This is a genomic window from Pedobacter sp. KBW01, assembly GCF_003852395.1.
In the GTDB taxonomy this organism is placed as follows: Bacteria; Bacteroidota; Bacteroidia; order Sphingobacteriales; family Sphingobacteriaceae; genus Pedobacter.
Genome location: NZ_QAJQ01000004.1, coordinates 94,604 through 109,763, shown reverse-complemented (window position 1 = coordinate 109,763; position 15,160 = coordinate 94,604). Strand labels below are relative to the sequence as shown.

The 15,160-nt window shown below is 37.7% G+C and carries 16 protein-coding genes; 10 read left to right on the top strand and 6 right to left on the bottom strand.

Features of this window, described 5'->3' with window-relative positions; all coding sequences use genetic code 11:
• A partial coding sequence (locus DBR40_RS04155; protein WP_158673983.1) for an IscS subfamily cysteine desulfurase occupies positions 1-1,140 on the bottom strand: 1,140 nt, incomplete at its 3' end.
• A 119-nt stretch (positions 1,141-1,259) separates the two neighbouring features.
• On the opposite strand from DBR40_RS04155, the gene mce reads away from it, so the two are divergent.
• The 10 genes from mce (at position 1,260) to DBR40_RS04105 (ending at position 8,917) form a co-directional block, all read left to right on the top strand.
• The gene (gene mce, locus DBR40_RS04150) at positions 1,260-1,667 is read left to right on the top strand and encodes a methylmalonyl-CoA epimerase (RefSeq protein ID WP_124558551.1); all 408 of its coding nucleotides are present in this window, start codon (positions 1,260-1,262) and stop codon (positions 1,665-1,667) included.
• Positions 1,668-1,841: 174 nt separating this feature from the next.
• Positions 1,842-2,126 (top strand): hypothetical protein, encoded by a 285-nt coding sequence (locus DBR40_RS04145; protein ID WP_124558550.1) that lies wholly within the window; start codon positions 1,842-1,844, stop codon positions 2,124-2,126.
• Positions 2,127-2,361: 235 nt separating this feature from the next.
• A complete protein-coding gene (locus DBR40_RS04140; RefSeq protein WP_025142617.1) occupies positions 2,362-2,610 on the top strand; it encodes a type B 50S ribosomal protein L31 in 249 nt (82 codons plus the stop codon).
• 72 nt (positions 2,611-2,682) lie between these two features.
• Positions 2,683-3,855: a putative sugar nucleotidyl transferase gene (locus DBR40_RS04135; protein WP_124558549.1), complete on the top strand. Its 1,173-nt coding sequence runs from the start codon at positions 2,683-2,685 to the stop codon at positions 3,853-3,855.
• A 48-nt stretch (positions 3,856-3,903) separates the two neighbouring features.
• Positions 3,904-4,665 carry a triose-phosphate isomerase gene (gene tpiA, locus DBR40_RS04130; RefSeq protein WP_124558548.1) on the top strand — a complete coding sequence of 254 codons (762 nt, stop codon included), beginning with the start codon at positions 3,904-3,906 and terminating at the stop codon, positions 4,663-4,665.
• Positions 4,665-5,504 (top strand): 50S ribosomal protein L11 methyltransferase, encoded by an 840-nt coding sequence (gene prmA, locus DBR40_RS04125; protein WP_124558547.1) that lies wholly within the window; start codon positions 4,665-4,667, stop codon positions 5,502-5,504. The genes tpiA and prmA overlap by 1 nt, the downstream gene beginning before the upstream one ends.
• A gap of 97 nt (positions 5,505-5,601) precedes the next feature.
• Positions 5,602-6,954: a UDP-N-acetylmuramate--L-alanine ligase gene (locus tag DBR40_RS04120; RefSeq protein WP_124558546.1), complete on the top strand. Its 1,353-nt coding sequence runs from the start codon at positions 5,602-5,604 to the stop codon at positions 6,952-6,954.
• 111 nt (positions 6,955-7,065) lie between these two features.
• The gene (locus DBR40_RS04115; RefSeq protein ID WP_124558545.1) at positions 7,066-7,395 is read left to right on the top strand and encodes a helix-turn-helix domain-containing protein; all 330 of its coding nucleotides are present in this window, start codon (positions 7,066-7,068) and stop codon (positions 7,393-7,395) included.
• A 108-nt stretch (positions 7,396-7,503) separates the two neighbouring features.
• Positions 7,504-7,983 (top strand): Lrp/AsnC family transcriptional regulator, encoded by a 480-nt coding sequence (locus DBR40_RS04110; protein WP_124558544.1) that lies wholly within the window; start codon positions 7,504-7,506, stop codon positions 7,981-7,983.
• A 4-nt stretch (positions 7,984-7,987) separates the two neighbouring features.
• Entirely contained in the window at positions 7,988-8,917 is a 930-nt protein-coding gene (locus DBR40_RS04105) for an EamA family transporter (protein ID WP_199748274.1), read from the top strand.
• 138 nt (positions 8,918-9,055) lie between these two features.
• On the opposite strand, the gene DBR40_RS04100 is transcribed toward DBR40_RS04105, so the two are convergent.
• The 5 genes from DBR40_RS04100 to DBR40_RS04080 all read right to left on the bottom strand — a co-directional run bounded on the left by DBR40_RS04100 (position 9,056) and on the right by DBR40_RS04080 (position 15,126).
• The gene (locus tag DBR40_RS04100) at positions 9,056-10,174 is read right to left on the bottom strand and encodes a GNAT family N-acetyltransferase (RefSeq protein WP_124558543.1); all 1,119 of its coding nucleotides are present in this window, start codon (positions 10,172-10,174) and stop codon (positions 9,056-9,058) included.
• A 71-nt stretch (positions 10,175-10,245) separates the two neighbouring features.
• Entirely contained in the window at positions 10,246-10,440 is a 195-nt protein-coding gene (locus DBR40_RS04095; RefSeq protein WP_124558542.1) for a hypothetical protein, read from the bottom strand.
• A gap of 87 nt (positions 10,441-10,527) precedes the next feature.
• The gene (gene scpB, locus DBR40_RS04090; RefSeq protein WP_124558541.1) at positions 10,528-11,094 is read right to left on the bottom strand and encodes an SMC-Scp complex subunit ScpB; all 567 of its coding nucleotides are present in this window, start codon (positions 11,092-11,094) and stop codon (positions 10,528-10,530) included.
• A 251-nt stretch (positions 11,095-11,345) separates the two neighbouring features.
• Positions 11,346-14,300 carry a two-component regulator propeller domain-containing protein gene (locus tag DBR40_RS04085; protein WP_233603801.1) on the bottom strand — a complete coding sequence of 985 codons (2,955 nt, stop codon included), beginning with the start codon at positions 14,298-14,300 and terminating at the stop codon, positions 11,346-11,348.
• A 40-nt stretch (positions 14,301-14,340) separates the two neighbouring features.
• A complete protein-coding gene (locus tag DBR40_RS04080; protein ID WP_124558539.1) occupies positions 14,341-15,126 on the bottom strand; it encodes a LytR/AlgR family response regulator transcription factor in 786 nt (261 codons plus the stop codon).
• Positions 15,127-15,160: the final 34 nt, after the last annotated feature.

Sequence of the window (15,160 nt, the reverse complement as noted above, 5' to 3'; positions counted from 1 at the left end):
TCTTAAGTGGTTAACTGCTTTTTCGGTAACAGCAATAGCCTGGTCAATCTCTGCTTCTGTGGTAAACCTTCCTAAACCGAAACGGATAGAAGAGTGAGCCAGGTCATCAGATAAACCTAAGCTTTTTAAAACGTATGATGGTTCTAAAGAGGCAGAGGTACAAGCCGATCCCGAAGACACTGCTAAATCACTCATAGCCATCATTAAACCTTCACCTTCAACATATTTAAATGAAATGTTCGCTACGTGTGGTAAACGGTGTTGTGTATTACCATTAACATAACTTTCTTCCATTTTGTTTAAAGTCGATTCTAATTTATCACGTAAACCTGATAAACGAACGGCTTCGCTTTCCATTTCTAATCGGCAAAGTTCGCAGGCTTTACCTAAACCTACAATACCCGGAACGTTTAAGGTACCTGAACGCATGCCGCGTTCGTGACCACCACCATCCATTTGGGCAGTAACTTTAACTCTTGGACCTTTACGACGTACATAAAGTGCACCAACACCTTTTGGTCCGTACATTTTGTGTGCGGAGAAAGCCATTAAATCAATCCCATCAGTATTTACATCAACCGGAATTTTACCAACTGCCTGCGTAGCATCAGTCATAAATAAAGCACCGTGTTTGTGTGCAATCGCCGAAATTTCTTTAACTGGTTGAACTACACCGATTTCGTTGTTGCCATACATGATAGAAACTAAAATTGTTTCTGGTGTCATGGCAGCTTCTAATTCAGCTAAATCAATTAAACCATCTTCTTTAACACCTAAATAAGTAACACGTGCACCATTTTTTTCTAAGTGTTTGCAGGTATCTAAAACCGCTTTATGCTCAGTAACCGCAGTAATAATGTGGTTACCTTTTTCTTTATACATTTCAAATACACCTTTAATGGCCAGGTTATCAGCCTCGGTAGCACCTGATGTAAAAATAATTTCTTTTTCAGTACAGCCGATTAATTTGGCTACTTGCTCACGAGCATAATCTACACCCTCTTCAGCCACCCAGCCAAACGCGTGATTGCGGCTCGCGGCATTTCCAAATTTCTCAGTAAAGTAAGGTAGCATTGCTTCCAACACTCTCGGATCTAACGGTGTTGTAGCATTATTATCTAAATATATCGGCTGTTTCATCTTTATTCTGTTGATTATTGATACAAAGATACGAAAAAAGTTTTCTAACAATTATAAATAATAGCTATGAGGTTATAGAGAAAACCTGCATTTTTACATTTAACCAACCTTTTAAATCGATGAATAAGATAGAACATATCGGAATTGCCGTAAACAGTTTAAATAAGTCGGTTCCGCTTTACGAGCTTTTGCTTAATACTTCGTGCTACAAAACCGAAACCGTAGCGGCAGAACAAGTAAATACAGCGTTTTTTAAAGCCGGCGATAACAAGGTTGAGTTGCTCGAAGCTACATCCGATGATAGTGCTATTGCACGCTTTCTGGAGAAAAAGGGGGAGGGGATTCATCATATTGCTTTTGCTGTTGATGATATCCTGGCCGAAATGGAACGCTTAAAGGCCAGTGGTTTTGTGTTGTTAAACGAAGCACCCAAAAAAGGTGCCGATAATAAAATGGTGTGTTTTGTTCATCCTAAACAAACAAACGGCGTACTAATAGAGCTTTGCCAGGAGATAAAATGGGTGTAGAGGGGGGGGATGGATAATGTAAGATGGGAGATGTGATGGAAGAGATAAGATGGGAAATGGAAAATGAATGAGGGAGCTAATCTAAACATCATTAACTTTGTACTATTGTTTTTCGCTTAATGAAAACTTTGCAAAAAAAATCTTTAAACTCTAAAATCTTATAAATCCTATTCGATGTCATTAATTAGTATCATCAGTAAAGATTTCGATGTGCCCGAAAACCTTTCCGAAAATCAACTGCGGGAGGTGATGGTTGATGCATTTGCGTATCTGATTGATAATGATTTTCCGAAATTGATTCAGATTTTATACAAGGCAGATGTAGATCAGTATAAATTAAAGGAATTACTTGAGACGGTTGAAGGTTCGAGCTCGGCTGAAGTAATTGCCGATGCTTACATCGTCAGACAAAAGGCCAAAATAGAAACCTGGAAAAAATATAGTCAGAAAAAAGATTAGTTTAAAAGCTGCTATTTGACATTATTTCAAAGGTTTTTAGACCAGAACTCGTTGTGAAAAGGCTTATGATTTAAAATTCTTGCATTAGGCTTGTAAATCAAAAATAAAATTAAGATATTTGCATCCTCTAAAATAGAGGTAGAAAGACTAATAGGAAATGTCATAAGCGTTGTTGCCAGCAAATTGCAAAAATGTTCTTGATGCTTTCACACAAATAACTAAAAATAATATTCAAATGAAAAAAGATTTGCACCCAACAAGCTACAGACCAGTTGTTTTTAAAGACATGTCTAACGAATATGCTTTCTTAACAAAATCTTGCGTAGATACTAAAGAAACTATTAAATGGGAAGATGGTAATGAGTATCCTCTTTATAAATTAGAGATCTCTCATACTTCACACCCTTTTTATACTGGTAAAATGAAATTGGTTGATACTGCAGGACGTATCGATAAATTCAAAAACCGTTACGCTAAGAAATAATTTTAGCAACAAAAAGCATTTTTTAAAGTCCCTTTGCCAAAAGCATCGGGACTTTTTTTATTTTTGTTGCTTATGACAATCAATCTTTTTGATGATGCCAGCTGGATGTCTTTACGTCCGCTTACGTTTACCAGGCCTGTGGCCGATCTGCGCATTGGTATTTTAACCATTGCAGAAAAATGGGCGAAACACTTAAAAGCCGACTTTGGCTTTCAAACTCAGGACTACCTCTCCGTAAAATTTGCTCCAAAATCTAACGCCAGTTTGTTTATAAACGGGTCGGTTTGCCCTGATGATGATTTGCTTAATGCCATTACTGTGCTTAAAAGCGGTGAAGTATTATTGGCTGGCGATGTTGTTTTGGCTTTTAGGAATAGCGAGGTATTAACTTATCAGCAGGCTCAAATGCAGTTAAAGCCGGTTGATTATCAATTAAATTTCACCAGGATTAGCTACCCCGAGCATATTTTTGGGAATAACCCTGCCGAGATCAGAAAAGATTTTAAGTTGTTAACCGAAGGTCGTACCTCGGCAAAATTAAGCAGTACCAACCAGTTGTTAGGGAACGATATTTTTCTGGAGGAAGGCGCTAAGGTAGAGTGTAGCGTATTGAATAGTGGTTACGGACCCATTTATATCGGTAAAAATGCCGAAGTTTGGGAAGGCAGTTTAATAAGAGGCTCTTTTGCTCTTTGCGAAAATTCATCGGTAAAAATGGGTGCTAAAATATATTCAGGTACTACCATTGGTCCGAACAGCCGTGCTGGAGGTGAAATTAATAATTCGGTAATTTGGGGCAACTCAGCCAAAGGTCACGAAGGTTACCTGGGTAATTCGGTAATGGGCGAGTGGTGCAACATTGGTGCCGATACCAACAACTCGAATTTAAAAAATAATTATGCTGAAGTAAAGCTTTACAATTATGAAAGCAAAAAAATGCGCAATACCAACCTTCAATTTTGTGGGTTAATTATGGGCGATCATGCCAAAAGCGGTATTAATACCATGTTTAACACTGGTACTGTAGTCGGAATTGGAGCTAACGTTTTTGGTGCCGGTTTTCCTCCACACCACATTGCCGATTTTAGTTGGGGTGGTGCTGCTGGTTTCGAGGCTTATAAATTGCATAAAATGTTCGAAACAACCGAAAAGGTGTTTGCAAGAAAGGATGTGGCCTTTAATGAGGTAGAAAAAAACATCCTGACAAAAGTATTTGAATTAACCGAATCGTATAGACGATTTTAATATAAAATCTGATCTGAAAAAGATCAACCAACCATTAAATAATACAAAATGAGAAAAAAGATTGTTGCCGGTAACTGGAAAATGAACTTAGATTATAACGAAGGTGTTTCGTTATTCAGTGAAATCGTAAATATGGTTAGAGATGAGCGCAAGGGCGATCAGTTAGCAATCATCTGTTCACCATTTATCCATTTAAACAGCCTGGCAAAATTGGGTGGTAATGATGTTAAAATTGGCGCTCAGAATATCAGCGATAAAGAAAGTGGTGCTTATACAGGCGAAACTTCTGCCAAAATGGTTAAATCTGTTGGTGCAGAATATGTTATTTTAGGTCACTCAGAGCGCAGACAGTATTTTGCTGAAAGCGACGCTTTATTAGCAGAAAAAACTAAAGTTGCTTTAGCTAACGGCTTAACGCCAATTTTTTGTATCGGCGAAACTTTAGACGAGCGTAACAACGGAAGTTACTACGAAGTATTAAAAAAACAATTGGTAGAAGGTATTTTCGGTTTAACTGAAGAAGATTTCAAGAAAATTGTAATCGCTTACGAGCCGGTTTGGGCTATTGGTACAGGTTTAACCGCTTCACCAGAGCAGGCGCAAGATATTCATGCTTTTATACGTAGCGAAATTCATGCAAAATATGGTTTCAACGTGGCTGATGATACAACTATTTTGTATGGCGGTAGCTGTAACCCAGGTAACGCAGCAAGCTTGTTTGCCCAAAAAGATATCGATGGTGGTCTTATTGGTGGTGCATCATTAAAATCGCGCGATTTTACAGATATTATTAAAGCATTAAACAGCTAATGCAATATACAAAAGCAATATTTACATTTAAAAGTATCGAAGACTATCAGCAGGATTTGCTTATTAGCGATCTTGCCGATTTAGGCTTCGATACTTTCGAAGATAGCGAGGGAGGTTTTACAGCTTTCGTAATCAAGGATAACTTTAACGAGCAGGAACTGAAAGATTTGCTGGCTAATTATAGTGATGAATTTACAACAGATTATACTTTAGAAGATGTTGCAGATGAAAATTGGAATGCCGAATGGGAGAAAAATTTTAGTCCGCTGGTAATTGATGATGTGTGTTACGTAAGGGCAACTTTCCATGAGCCACAGCCATCTTTCCCGTACGAAATCGTAATCGATCCGAAAATGTCATTCGGTACCGGTCACCACCAAACTACAACGATGGTGATGCAGTATATTCTGGCTGCCGATGTAAAAGATAAAGCCGTATTAGATATGGGCTGTGGTACAGCCATTTTGGCTATCCTTGCTGCTAAATTAGGTGCAAAAAGTCTGGTAGCTATCGATTATGATGATATTTGTTATCAAAGTGCTATAGAAAATGCTGCGCTTAATAAGGTAGACAATTTAACAGCACTCTGCGGCAGTAAAGAAGTGATTCCGGACGAAGTGTACGATGTTATTTTTGCCAACATCAACAGGAATATCCTTTTAGATCAGATTCACCGCTATGCCGAAGTATTGAAACCATCAGGCAAGATTTTCTTCAGCGGTTTTTATCTCGATCCGGATTTAAGTATGATCACTGCTGAATGCGCTAAATATGGTATTAAATATATCGACCATAAGCAAAATGGTGAGTGGGTAGCGGCACAATTTGAGAAAAGGTAGAAGGATGGAAGGTTGAGGGTTTAAGGTGGAAAGCAGAAAATTTAATAGTTGTTCTCATATCTCAAATCTAACCTCTCAAATCTAAAATATTAAAAATATGCGTATACATTTTATTGCAATAGGTGGAAGTGCGATGCACAATCTGGCTATTGCCCTGCATAAAAAAGGTTATCAGATTACCGGTTCGGATGATGTGATTTTTGAGCCTGCGAAATCCCGTTTGGATAAATATGGCTTGTTGCCGGCCGAAATGGGTTGGGATGATAGCCGCATTACCAGCGATTTGGAAGCGGTTATTTTGGGGATGCATGCCCGGATCGATAACCCTGAGTTGTTGAAGGCACAGGAAATGGGCGTTAAAATCTATTCATATCCCGAGTACATTTACGAACAAAGCAAAAATAAATTACGTGTAGTTATTGGCGGTAGTCATGGTAAAACAACCATTACCAGCATGATTTTGCATGTGCTAAATTATTATAATCGTGATTTTGATTACTTAGTTGGTGCACAACTGGCTGGTTTCGAAACCATGGTGAAAGTAACAGCAGAAGCGCCAGTAATGATTATTGAAGGTGATGAGTATTTATCGTCGCCGATTGATAGAAGGCCTAAATTTCACCTCTATAAAGCCAATGTTGCTGTAATTAGCGGTATTGCATGGGATCATATCAATGTTTTTCCTACCTATGCCGATTACACTGCACAGTTTGATAAATTTATCGATACAATTGAAGAAAATGGTACCCTGATTTATTGTGAAGCAGATGCTGATTTAAATGAGATTGTAAGCCATTCAAAGGCTAAGGTAAATAAAATTGGTTACGCCATTCCTGAACATGAAATTAAGGATGGAATTACTTATTTGCTTCCTGAAAACACAGCTTTAAAAGTTTTTGGCGACCATAATTTAATGAACCTGAACGCTGCCAGGCTGGTGTGTGCACAACTGGAAATAGACGAAGCTGAGTTTAATACCGCTATTTCTTCTTTTACTGGTGCTGCAAAACGTCTAGAAGTTATTTCAGTCGATGCTTCGACCAATGTGTATAAAGATTTTGCACATTCGCCATCGAAATTAAAAGCTACAATTGATGCCGTTAAAACACAATTTACCAATCGTAAGCTGGTGGCCTGTATCGAATTGCATACTTTTAGTAGTTTGAATAAGGATTTCTTAAAAGAGTATGCCGGTGCTATGGATAAAGCCGATGATGCCATTGTGTTTATCGATGTTAAATCTTTTGAGCAGAAGCAGATGGAGCCATTTTCAGAAGATGATGTTCAAAATGCCTTCCATAATCCAAAACTGAAATTTTTTAACGATGCTGAAAAACTAAAGGCCTACTTACTGAGCCTGCATTATGCCGATACCAACTTATTAATGATGAGTTCTGGTAATTATGCTGGTTTTGATTTGCCCGAGCTGGCAGCTGCATTAAATAAATAGATATTAGATGTGAGATTTGAGAGAGGAGATTTAAGCCAGTAGTCTTCTCAGATCTCATGTCTAACCACTTAAATCTATACCCAGTGTCTCATATCTCAAATCCAGTATCTCATGTCTAATCAGATAAAAAGCATAGGAGACAACATTAAGCAATGCAGGCATTCCTTAAATTTAAGTCAGGCCGATGCCGCTAAGAAACTGAATATCTCTACTCCGGCCTTTTGTAAAATCGAAACAGGTCAAACCGACCTTAATATTTCCCGCTTACAACAAATTTCAAAAGTCTTTAAAGTTCCTGTAGCTCAGTTGCTTGGATTGTCTGCAGCTCTTGATACAGCTGGAGAGCTGGCTATGCTAAAAAAAGAACTGATGGAAAAAGATGAAGAAATCAATAAACTACGTAAAAAGGTAATTGATCTGTATGATAAACTGGGGATGTGAAATTGTTTAATTTTGACTATTTGTCATGTTAAAATTATTATTCTGAATAAAATTCATTTTTTGTTAATTAATAATGATTTTTATTCTAAATGTTTGTAGTTTTATAATATGGTAACGGAAAACAATTTTAGTCTCGATCATATTGATCTGGCTATCCTCAGATTGATGCAGGATAATGCACGTATTTCAAATGTCGATTTAGCAAAGGCGCTTGAGCTGGTTCCATCAGCTGTGCTGGAGCGGGTAAAGAAACTTGAAAAGAAAAATGTAATTACGCAGTACAATGCCCGGATCAATCCGGATGCAGTCGGACTAAAATTACTGGCTTTTATTTCTTTAAAATCATCGCAAAGTTTAGGCTGCAGCGATACGGCGAACGAACTGGCTAAAATTGCGGATGTGCAGGAGGTACATGTAATTGCAGGTGATGATTGTTTTCTGGTAAAAGTACGAACGGCCGATTCAGCTTCACTGATGGCTTTGCTGCGCGATTCTTTTAGTAAGGTACCCAATATTCTTTCCGTTAAAACTACCATCGTATTGGAAACGGTAAAAGAACAGCAAAAATTAGTAATCCCAGAAAAATAACATCATGACAGATTTAAACAAAAAAGCATCGCCGGTAATGGTTTACCTGGCATTTGCGATCGTATATATAGTTTGGGGCTCCACCTATTTTTTTATCCAGAAGGCACTGGCCGGTTTTCCACCTTTTGTTTTGGGAGTAGTCAGGTTTTTTATAGCTGGTATTTTAATGTTGGGCTGGTGTAAATTTAAGGGAGAAGATATTTTTAACCTCAAAACCATCAAAATTGCCACGGTAAGTGGTGTTTTAATGTTAGGGTTGGGAAATGGTATTGTAATTTGGGTAGAACAGTTTATTCCTAGCGGTTTAGTGGCTATTATGGTGGCTTCGGCTGCAATCTGGTTTGTTATTTTAGATAAATCGCATTGGAAAGAAAACCTTAGCAATAAATACATTGTATCAGGACTTGTAATTGGTTTTTTAGGAGTGGTGTTGCTTTTTGGTAACCAGCTCATACAAGCACTTGATAAGCCACAGAGTAATCTGCAAATTATTGGTATGGTGTTACTTGTTTTCGGACCGGTTGCTTGGGCTGGGGGCTCACTTTATTCTAAATATCATCCTACAACCGGTAGTTCAGTTTCGGTAAATACGGGTTGGCAAATGCTAATGGCGAGTGTTGCTTTTTTACCCGGTAGTTTCATTAAATCAGAATTTAAAACGCTTGATTGGGAAAGTATTCCTCTCGATGCGTGGTTGTCTATCGTTTATCTCATTTTATTTGGCTCAATAGCTGCGTTTAGCGCTTATGTATGGCTGTTAAAGGTGCGTCCGGCTACGCAAGTAAGTACTTATGCTTACGTAAACCCTGTGGTGGCTGTTTTATTGAGTTTAACTTTTACTAACGAAGTAATTGGTGTAACACAGGTGATTGGCCTGGCTATTATTTTAGGAAGTGTGCTTTTGATTAACCTGCCGAAATATAAAAACGCATAGGTTGTTTTTAACACAATATAGTTATCGTTTGTAACGAGGATCACATTTGTAATGTGATAGAAGTAAAATGTTTTCTTGAACTAACAAGAACCGTCCTTTTGATCCGATAGCTATCGGATCAAAAGGACGGTATTAAGATTAAAATATCTTCCGCATGGTTAAGTGTTTTTTACCAAAGGTTGCGCCTGTAGCTTTATGAATAGCAATCATTTGTTCGTTAAAATCGCCAACCCAACTTAATTCCAGTTCTTTGTACTGGTTTTTGGGTAATACATACTCACCTAAACGGATAAAAAGAACCGACTCCAAGCCATGTTTCTGAAATTTCGACTTTGTACCCATTACAATTGCGCGCATTCTGTTTACGCCAACCCAACGCCTGTAAGCAAACTTCAATTTCTCTAGCAAGCCTAGTTTTCCGTCAAAACCTTTAATCATCTGGTTTGCATCTGGGATAAGTACCACAAATGAGGCTGGTTCGCCATTATAATACGCAAATTGGATTAAATGCTCGTCCATAATGGGCTCCATGCTTTTAAAGCTTTCCTGCAGGGTTTCTTTTTTTATCGGCACAAAGTTTTCAAAATCCTGCCAGCCATCGTTATAGATTTCCATCAGATCGTTAATGTATTTCTCTGAATTGGCTTTGCTGAAATACTCGAAAGTATAGCCTGGTTTATTTCTTACCCAATTGGCAATTTTTGTAAAACGCTCAGGAAAGGGGATGGTAAGGTTAATATGGTTGGTTAGTTGCTCATATTCGGTAACGAAACCATACTTTTCAAAGAATTTTTGATAGTAAGGGAAATTATAATTCATACCAAAGGAAGGAGGGGTAAAGCCCTCGACCAGTAGGCCCCAGAAACTATCGTTCTCGCCGAAATTAATTGGGCCATCCATTGCTTTCATGCCGTTTTCGGTTAACCAGGCTTTAGCTGTATCGAACAATAGGAATGCCGCTTTCTCATCATCAATGCATTCAAAAAAGCCCATTCCACCGGTAGGTTGTTCGTACTTATGCGCCTTTTTTTCGTTAATAAAAGCAGCCACTCTACCAATTAGCTTTCCGGTATCATCTTTTAAAACCCAGCGTGTACATTTTCCATGAGCAAAAAAGTTGTTTTTATCTGGGTTGAACACGTTTTCTACTTCACTATCCAGCGGACAGATCCAGTTTTTATCGTTTTTGTAAAGAAATTTGGGTGTATTGAGAAAGTCTTTTTTTAAAGATGGGCTGCTTACTGGTATAATTTGCATGAACAGATTTTAAAATTAAAAAGCATCCAACCAAGCGGTAGGATGCTTTTCAAATATATGTTTTTTAAATATTAATAATCGTCGTCATCGTCATCGAAATTATCGAAGTTATCAAGGTCGTCTAACGGCATGTCAAAATCATCGTCGTCATCATCGTCTTGAGACTTCTTTTTCGTAGTTTGAATATCGTCATCTTCAAGATCATCGTCTTCGTCTACCTGTTTCTTGGTAGTCGGCTTTGCTGGGAGTTTCTTTGGCGCTTTCATAACACAAAAATAAAAATTGCTTTTATACTTTAAAATTACAAAAAAACTTTTTTTAATAACAATCTGGAAGCAAAGAAATTAAATTATTTATTCAACATTTTCGCCTACTGTATTTTCCTCTTTTACTATATCTTTTAGCTGCGGAAGCTGATTTAAGCTGTTTAAACTAAAATAATCCATAAATAAAGGACTGGTACTGTAAAGAATAGGCCTGCCCGGAGTTTCTGCTTTTCCATCGATACTGATCAGTTCTTTTTCGAGTAAACGCTGTACTGAATAATCAGAATTTACTCCCCTTATTTGTTCGATCTCGAGTTTGGTAATGGGCTGGCGATAGGCAATGATGGCCAACGTTTCCATAGCAGCCTGACTAAGTTTTTTCTTTGAGCGGTGTAGTTGCAGCTGGTTAACGGTTTCATGGTAATCTTTTTTAGTGAGGAACTGATAACCATTGTTTAAATACACCAGCTCTATAGCAAAATCGTCGTGACTGTATTTTTCTTTAATCTGATCAATGCTTTCGAAAACCTGGGTTTCGATATGTTCTGTTTCGAAAACAGCATTTAAGGCAAGTATAATCTCCTGTACGCCTATGCTTTGAACGGACGAGAATACCAGGGCTTCGATGTGCCTGGTGATATTGGAATTGGGCATATGCAAAAATAAAATTTTTGGGCATAAAAAAAGCGGTCTCGCTTCTAAAAACAAGACCGCTTTCAACACACAAATGAAACCTGAATTAAGATATAGTTTTAGGTTAGGTTATTAAATATCTATATCAATTCTATAAGAACGTCTTTGATAAACACTATCGTTTATTTCTATCACAAGTTTAAGGCTAATCGGGCTTCTGTGAAACTCTTATTTAGTGAGTGGTATTAATAATTGAGTAAACGGTAAATTTCCTATTTTAACGGTATAGAAATAGATACTGTTGTACCATTTGTAGTGTTTTGACGTACACTTAAGTGTATAGGTTTTGCTCCAATCTGACCTAAAAGGTGCAATCTTTCTTTGGTAAGCTGCATGCCTTTGCTAATATGGGTTTCTTTTTTATTCTTTAAAGAGTTATCAATACCTACACCATCGTCAATAATTTCGATGTTTAAATAAAAAGCATCCCGCAGTTTAATGTTGATCTGAATTTCGCCACCGGTTTCTTTAGGCATAATGCCATGCCAGATAGCGTTTTCCACATAAGGCTGCAATAACATAGAAGGAATAAAGGTTTCTTCCTGGTCGATATTTTGGTCAATAGTAAAAATATAATCGAGTTTATCGCCAAAACGGTTTTTTTCCAGTTTAAGGTATAGGTTGAGATATTCAAGTTCCTCTTCCAACGAGATGTAACTCTTGGTACAAATTTCCAGATTCTTTCTGATCAGGCGCGCAAAACCAGTTAAAACCTTGTTTGCCGAAGCCGTATTTTGGGTATTAATGTAATGTTGAATGGAATTCATTACATTAAATACGAAATGTGGATTCATCATAGCCTGCAGGGCTTGTTGCTCCAGCATCAGTACTTTGTTTTTTAGCAGCAACTGTTCCTGTTCTTTGTCTTTTTGTTTACGGGTAATGTAAACGGCTACTTTATAAAAAATATAGGCCACCAGCAAAATTAAAATAGACAGGAACCAAAGGCTTTGCCAGAAATGTTTTTTAATGGTAAAAGCAATTTTTGCAGGTTCGCCCCAGTTGCCGTTCTGGCTTTTGGCACTTACTTCAAAAACATAATCGCCAGCCTGCAAGGAGGAAAAATCGAGGCGACGTGTACGGGTTTCAACCCAGGCCAGGTTTTCATTCAAACGGTAACGGTAGGTAATATCGCTGGTGGTAAAATCAACTGCACTAAAGGTAAACAGAATGGTATTGTTACCGGTTTCGAAGGTGAAATTGCCCTGGTTTACAGGTAAGCGTTCATTGTCTTTAATAATAGAGGTTACATATACCTTCGGCAGGTTTTTTATGCTGTTTTTGTTGTTGTATTTAAAGAGAATGAGACCTTTGTTAGTCGCAAAGTAGGCGGTACTATCATCAATAAACAAACTGTTTACATCGTCGCTTAAAAGGTCTTTTCCGTAATCGAAATTGGCGACACTTGGTTCATCGGGATAGCTGGTAATTTTATTTACTCCCTTGTTGGTAAGTACCCATATTTCACTATTCTTTACAAAAATTTTGGTACAGATATTATTAGTTAAACCGTCTTTTTGGGTTATCTGGTTCCTGATTTGATTGTCTTTATAAAAAATTAGTCCGTAACCATCGGTTGCCAGCACCAAAGTACCATCAGCAAGCTGCTGGATATCGTTGATCCGCTTGGTAAGCAGCGGATGGTTTTCAAAATGCTTGATTAATTTTCCTTTAATTAATTGTGAAAGACCATTGATGTTAGAGAACCAGAGATTGCCATCGCGATCGTAAAAAACATGGTAGGAACGGTCTTTAAAAAAGTCTTCCTTTTCGCGGTATTTTGCCGCATTAAATTCGAATTTATTCTTTCTATCGGCCAGGAATACAACCCCTGAGGAAAGCGCCAGTGCCAAATGATTGTTGTTTTCGCCAACACTAAAGTGCTTAATTACGAACATGGAGTTGTTCGATTCTTTTAAATAATTTACTTCTTCGGTGCTGTTATAAATGTTTTTAAAAACACCCATGCCGTAATCGGAGGCAAAATAAATTGATTGGTCTTTTGGATCGAAAGTAATCTGTTTAATGGTTTTGTACTTTTTAAAATCGTCTAAACCAATTTCATCAACCTGGTAGTTGTTAATGGTTAAAACATCAATTACCGCATCATCGGTGCCCAGCCAAAGCCTGTTTTTTCCGTCTTTGGTAATGCTTTTAATTACATTGCTGCTTAAACCAGATTCAGCATCAATAATAGACAGGCGGTTGTTTACATTGGGCAGCATATAAATCCCCTGAGTGGTGGCAAACCACATGTTCTGGTTGTTATCTTTAATTACCTGGTTTACCGGTATATCCTGAAGATATTGTACCGTTTTTCCGTTTTTATTTAGGGCAAAGGCACCATTGGCATTGGATAGCCATACTTCTTTGGTACTGTTGTCATAATAAAAATAGCCCGACATATTTTTGATCAGGTTTTGTGGAATGGCAATTAAATCGTTAATATGGCCATGCTTAAATTCTTTTAATCCGGCATTATCGAGATAGAACATCGATTTGCGAGCAGTATTGGCCGCAGCCATGTAAGATAGCGGAAGTACTTTCGATTTGATAAGCGAAAATGTTTTTCCATTAAACTGTTGAACGCTTTGATCGCTATAGGCCAGTATATTTCCCTGTTCATCTTCATGGATAAAAGCATTGATAAACTTGTCGTTAGGATTGGGCGAGATGTATTTTTTAATCGTTTTTCCATCCCAGCAAACAATTAGATTCGCATTTGTTCCCAGCCAAATCCTGCCGATCTTATCTATTAAAAAAGAGACGATTACAGTATTGAAGCTTAGTTTTTTTAAAAGCTGATCGTTGTTCCGGTTATAAAATTTACCTTCTTTTAAATAACTTAGCTGACCATTAAGTGCAAAAAACCACAGGCGACCATCTTTGTCCTCTTTCATCTGGAGGATTTGTGTATCAGGCAAGCCATCTTCAATGGTGAAATTCTGAAAATTTGTGCCATCAAAGCGGCTTAATCCGTTGTCTGTTGCAATCCAGATAAAGCCTTTTTTGTCTTGTAAAATGTAGTAACAGTTGTTACTGGCCAGGCCACTTTTTGCATTGTAGTGGGGTAGGTAAGTGGTTTGTGCAAGTAGTGTTTTGGACTGGGAAAAGATCAAAAACAAAAGGCAAAGTGCAGAGAAATATCGGCCGAGATTTAACTTCAATAATGCGTTTTTAGCTTGTTTTCTGAACGCTATGCGGTATTTAATGCTCACTGTTCGCCTTTGTAAATAGTTTTATTTTTTCGAAGAAATCGCTGGCCCTGCGGCGCGAAATATTAATGCTTTCGCCATTTTTTAGAAAGACCTGCAGCCCGTTTTTAGAATTGTATTCTTTTAAGTGGTTAAGGTTAATAATACTCGATTTATGGATCCTAACGAATTGATCTGTTGGTAAAAGCTCTTCAAATTCTCGTAAAACTTTCGAGACGGTTATTTTATCGTGATTATTTAAGTGCACAATTGAATAATTGCTATCTGCTTCGATATAAATGATGTCGTCAATGTCGATCATTTTGAAGCCTTGGCCATAGGGCAGCGTTAGTTTTTTAATCTCTGTTCTGGAGCTTAAACTCGAAGCTAAATTATGGATTCTTTCGTCGTTTTCGTTCTGCCCTTTAAAGCGTTTAATGTGTTGGAAAACCTTTTCTACAGCTACCGTAAGCTCGTCAATATCAATGGGTTTTAATAAATAATCTAATGCATTTGCCTTAATTGCCTTGAGGGCATACTGATCGTAAGCGGTGGTAAAAATAACCGCTGCATTGTGCTTTTGTGCATCAGGAATTAGCTCAAAACCATTGCCGCCAGGCATGGCAATATCTAAAAAAATCAGGTCAATAGGATGGTGGGCTAAAATGTCTTTTGCCTCCGCTACAGACCTTGCTATGCCGGTAATTTCTACCTGTGGGCAATTCTGTTGCAGTAAAAAAAATAACGATGATCGGGCAAATTCCTCATCATCAACAATAATGGCTTTTAAGGTCGTCATAGCAATACGATGGTGAATGTATTAAAATCGGCTA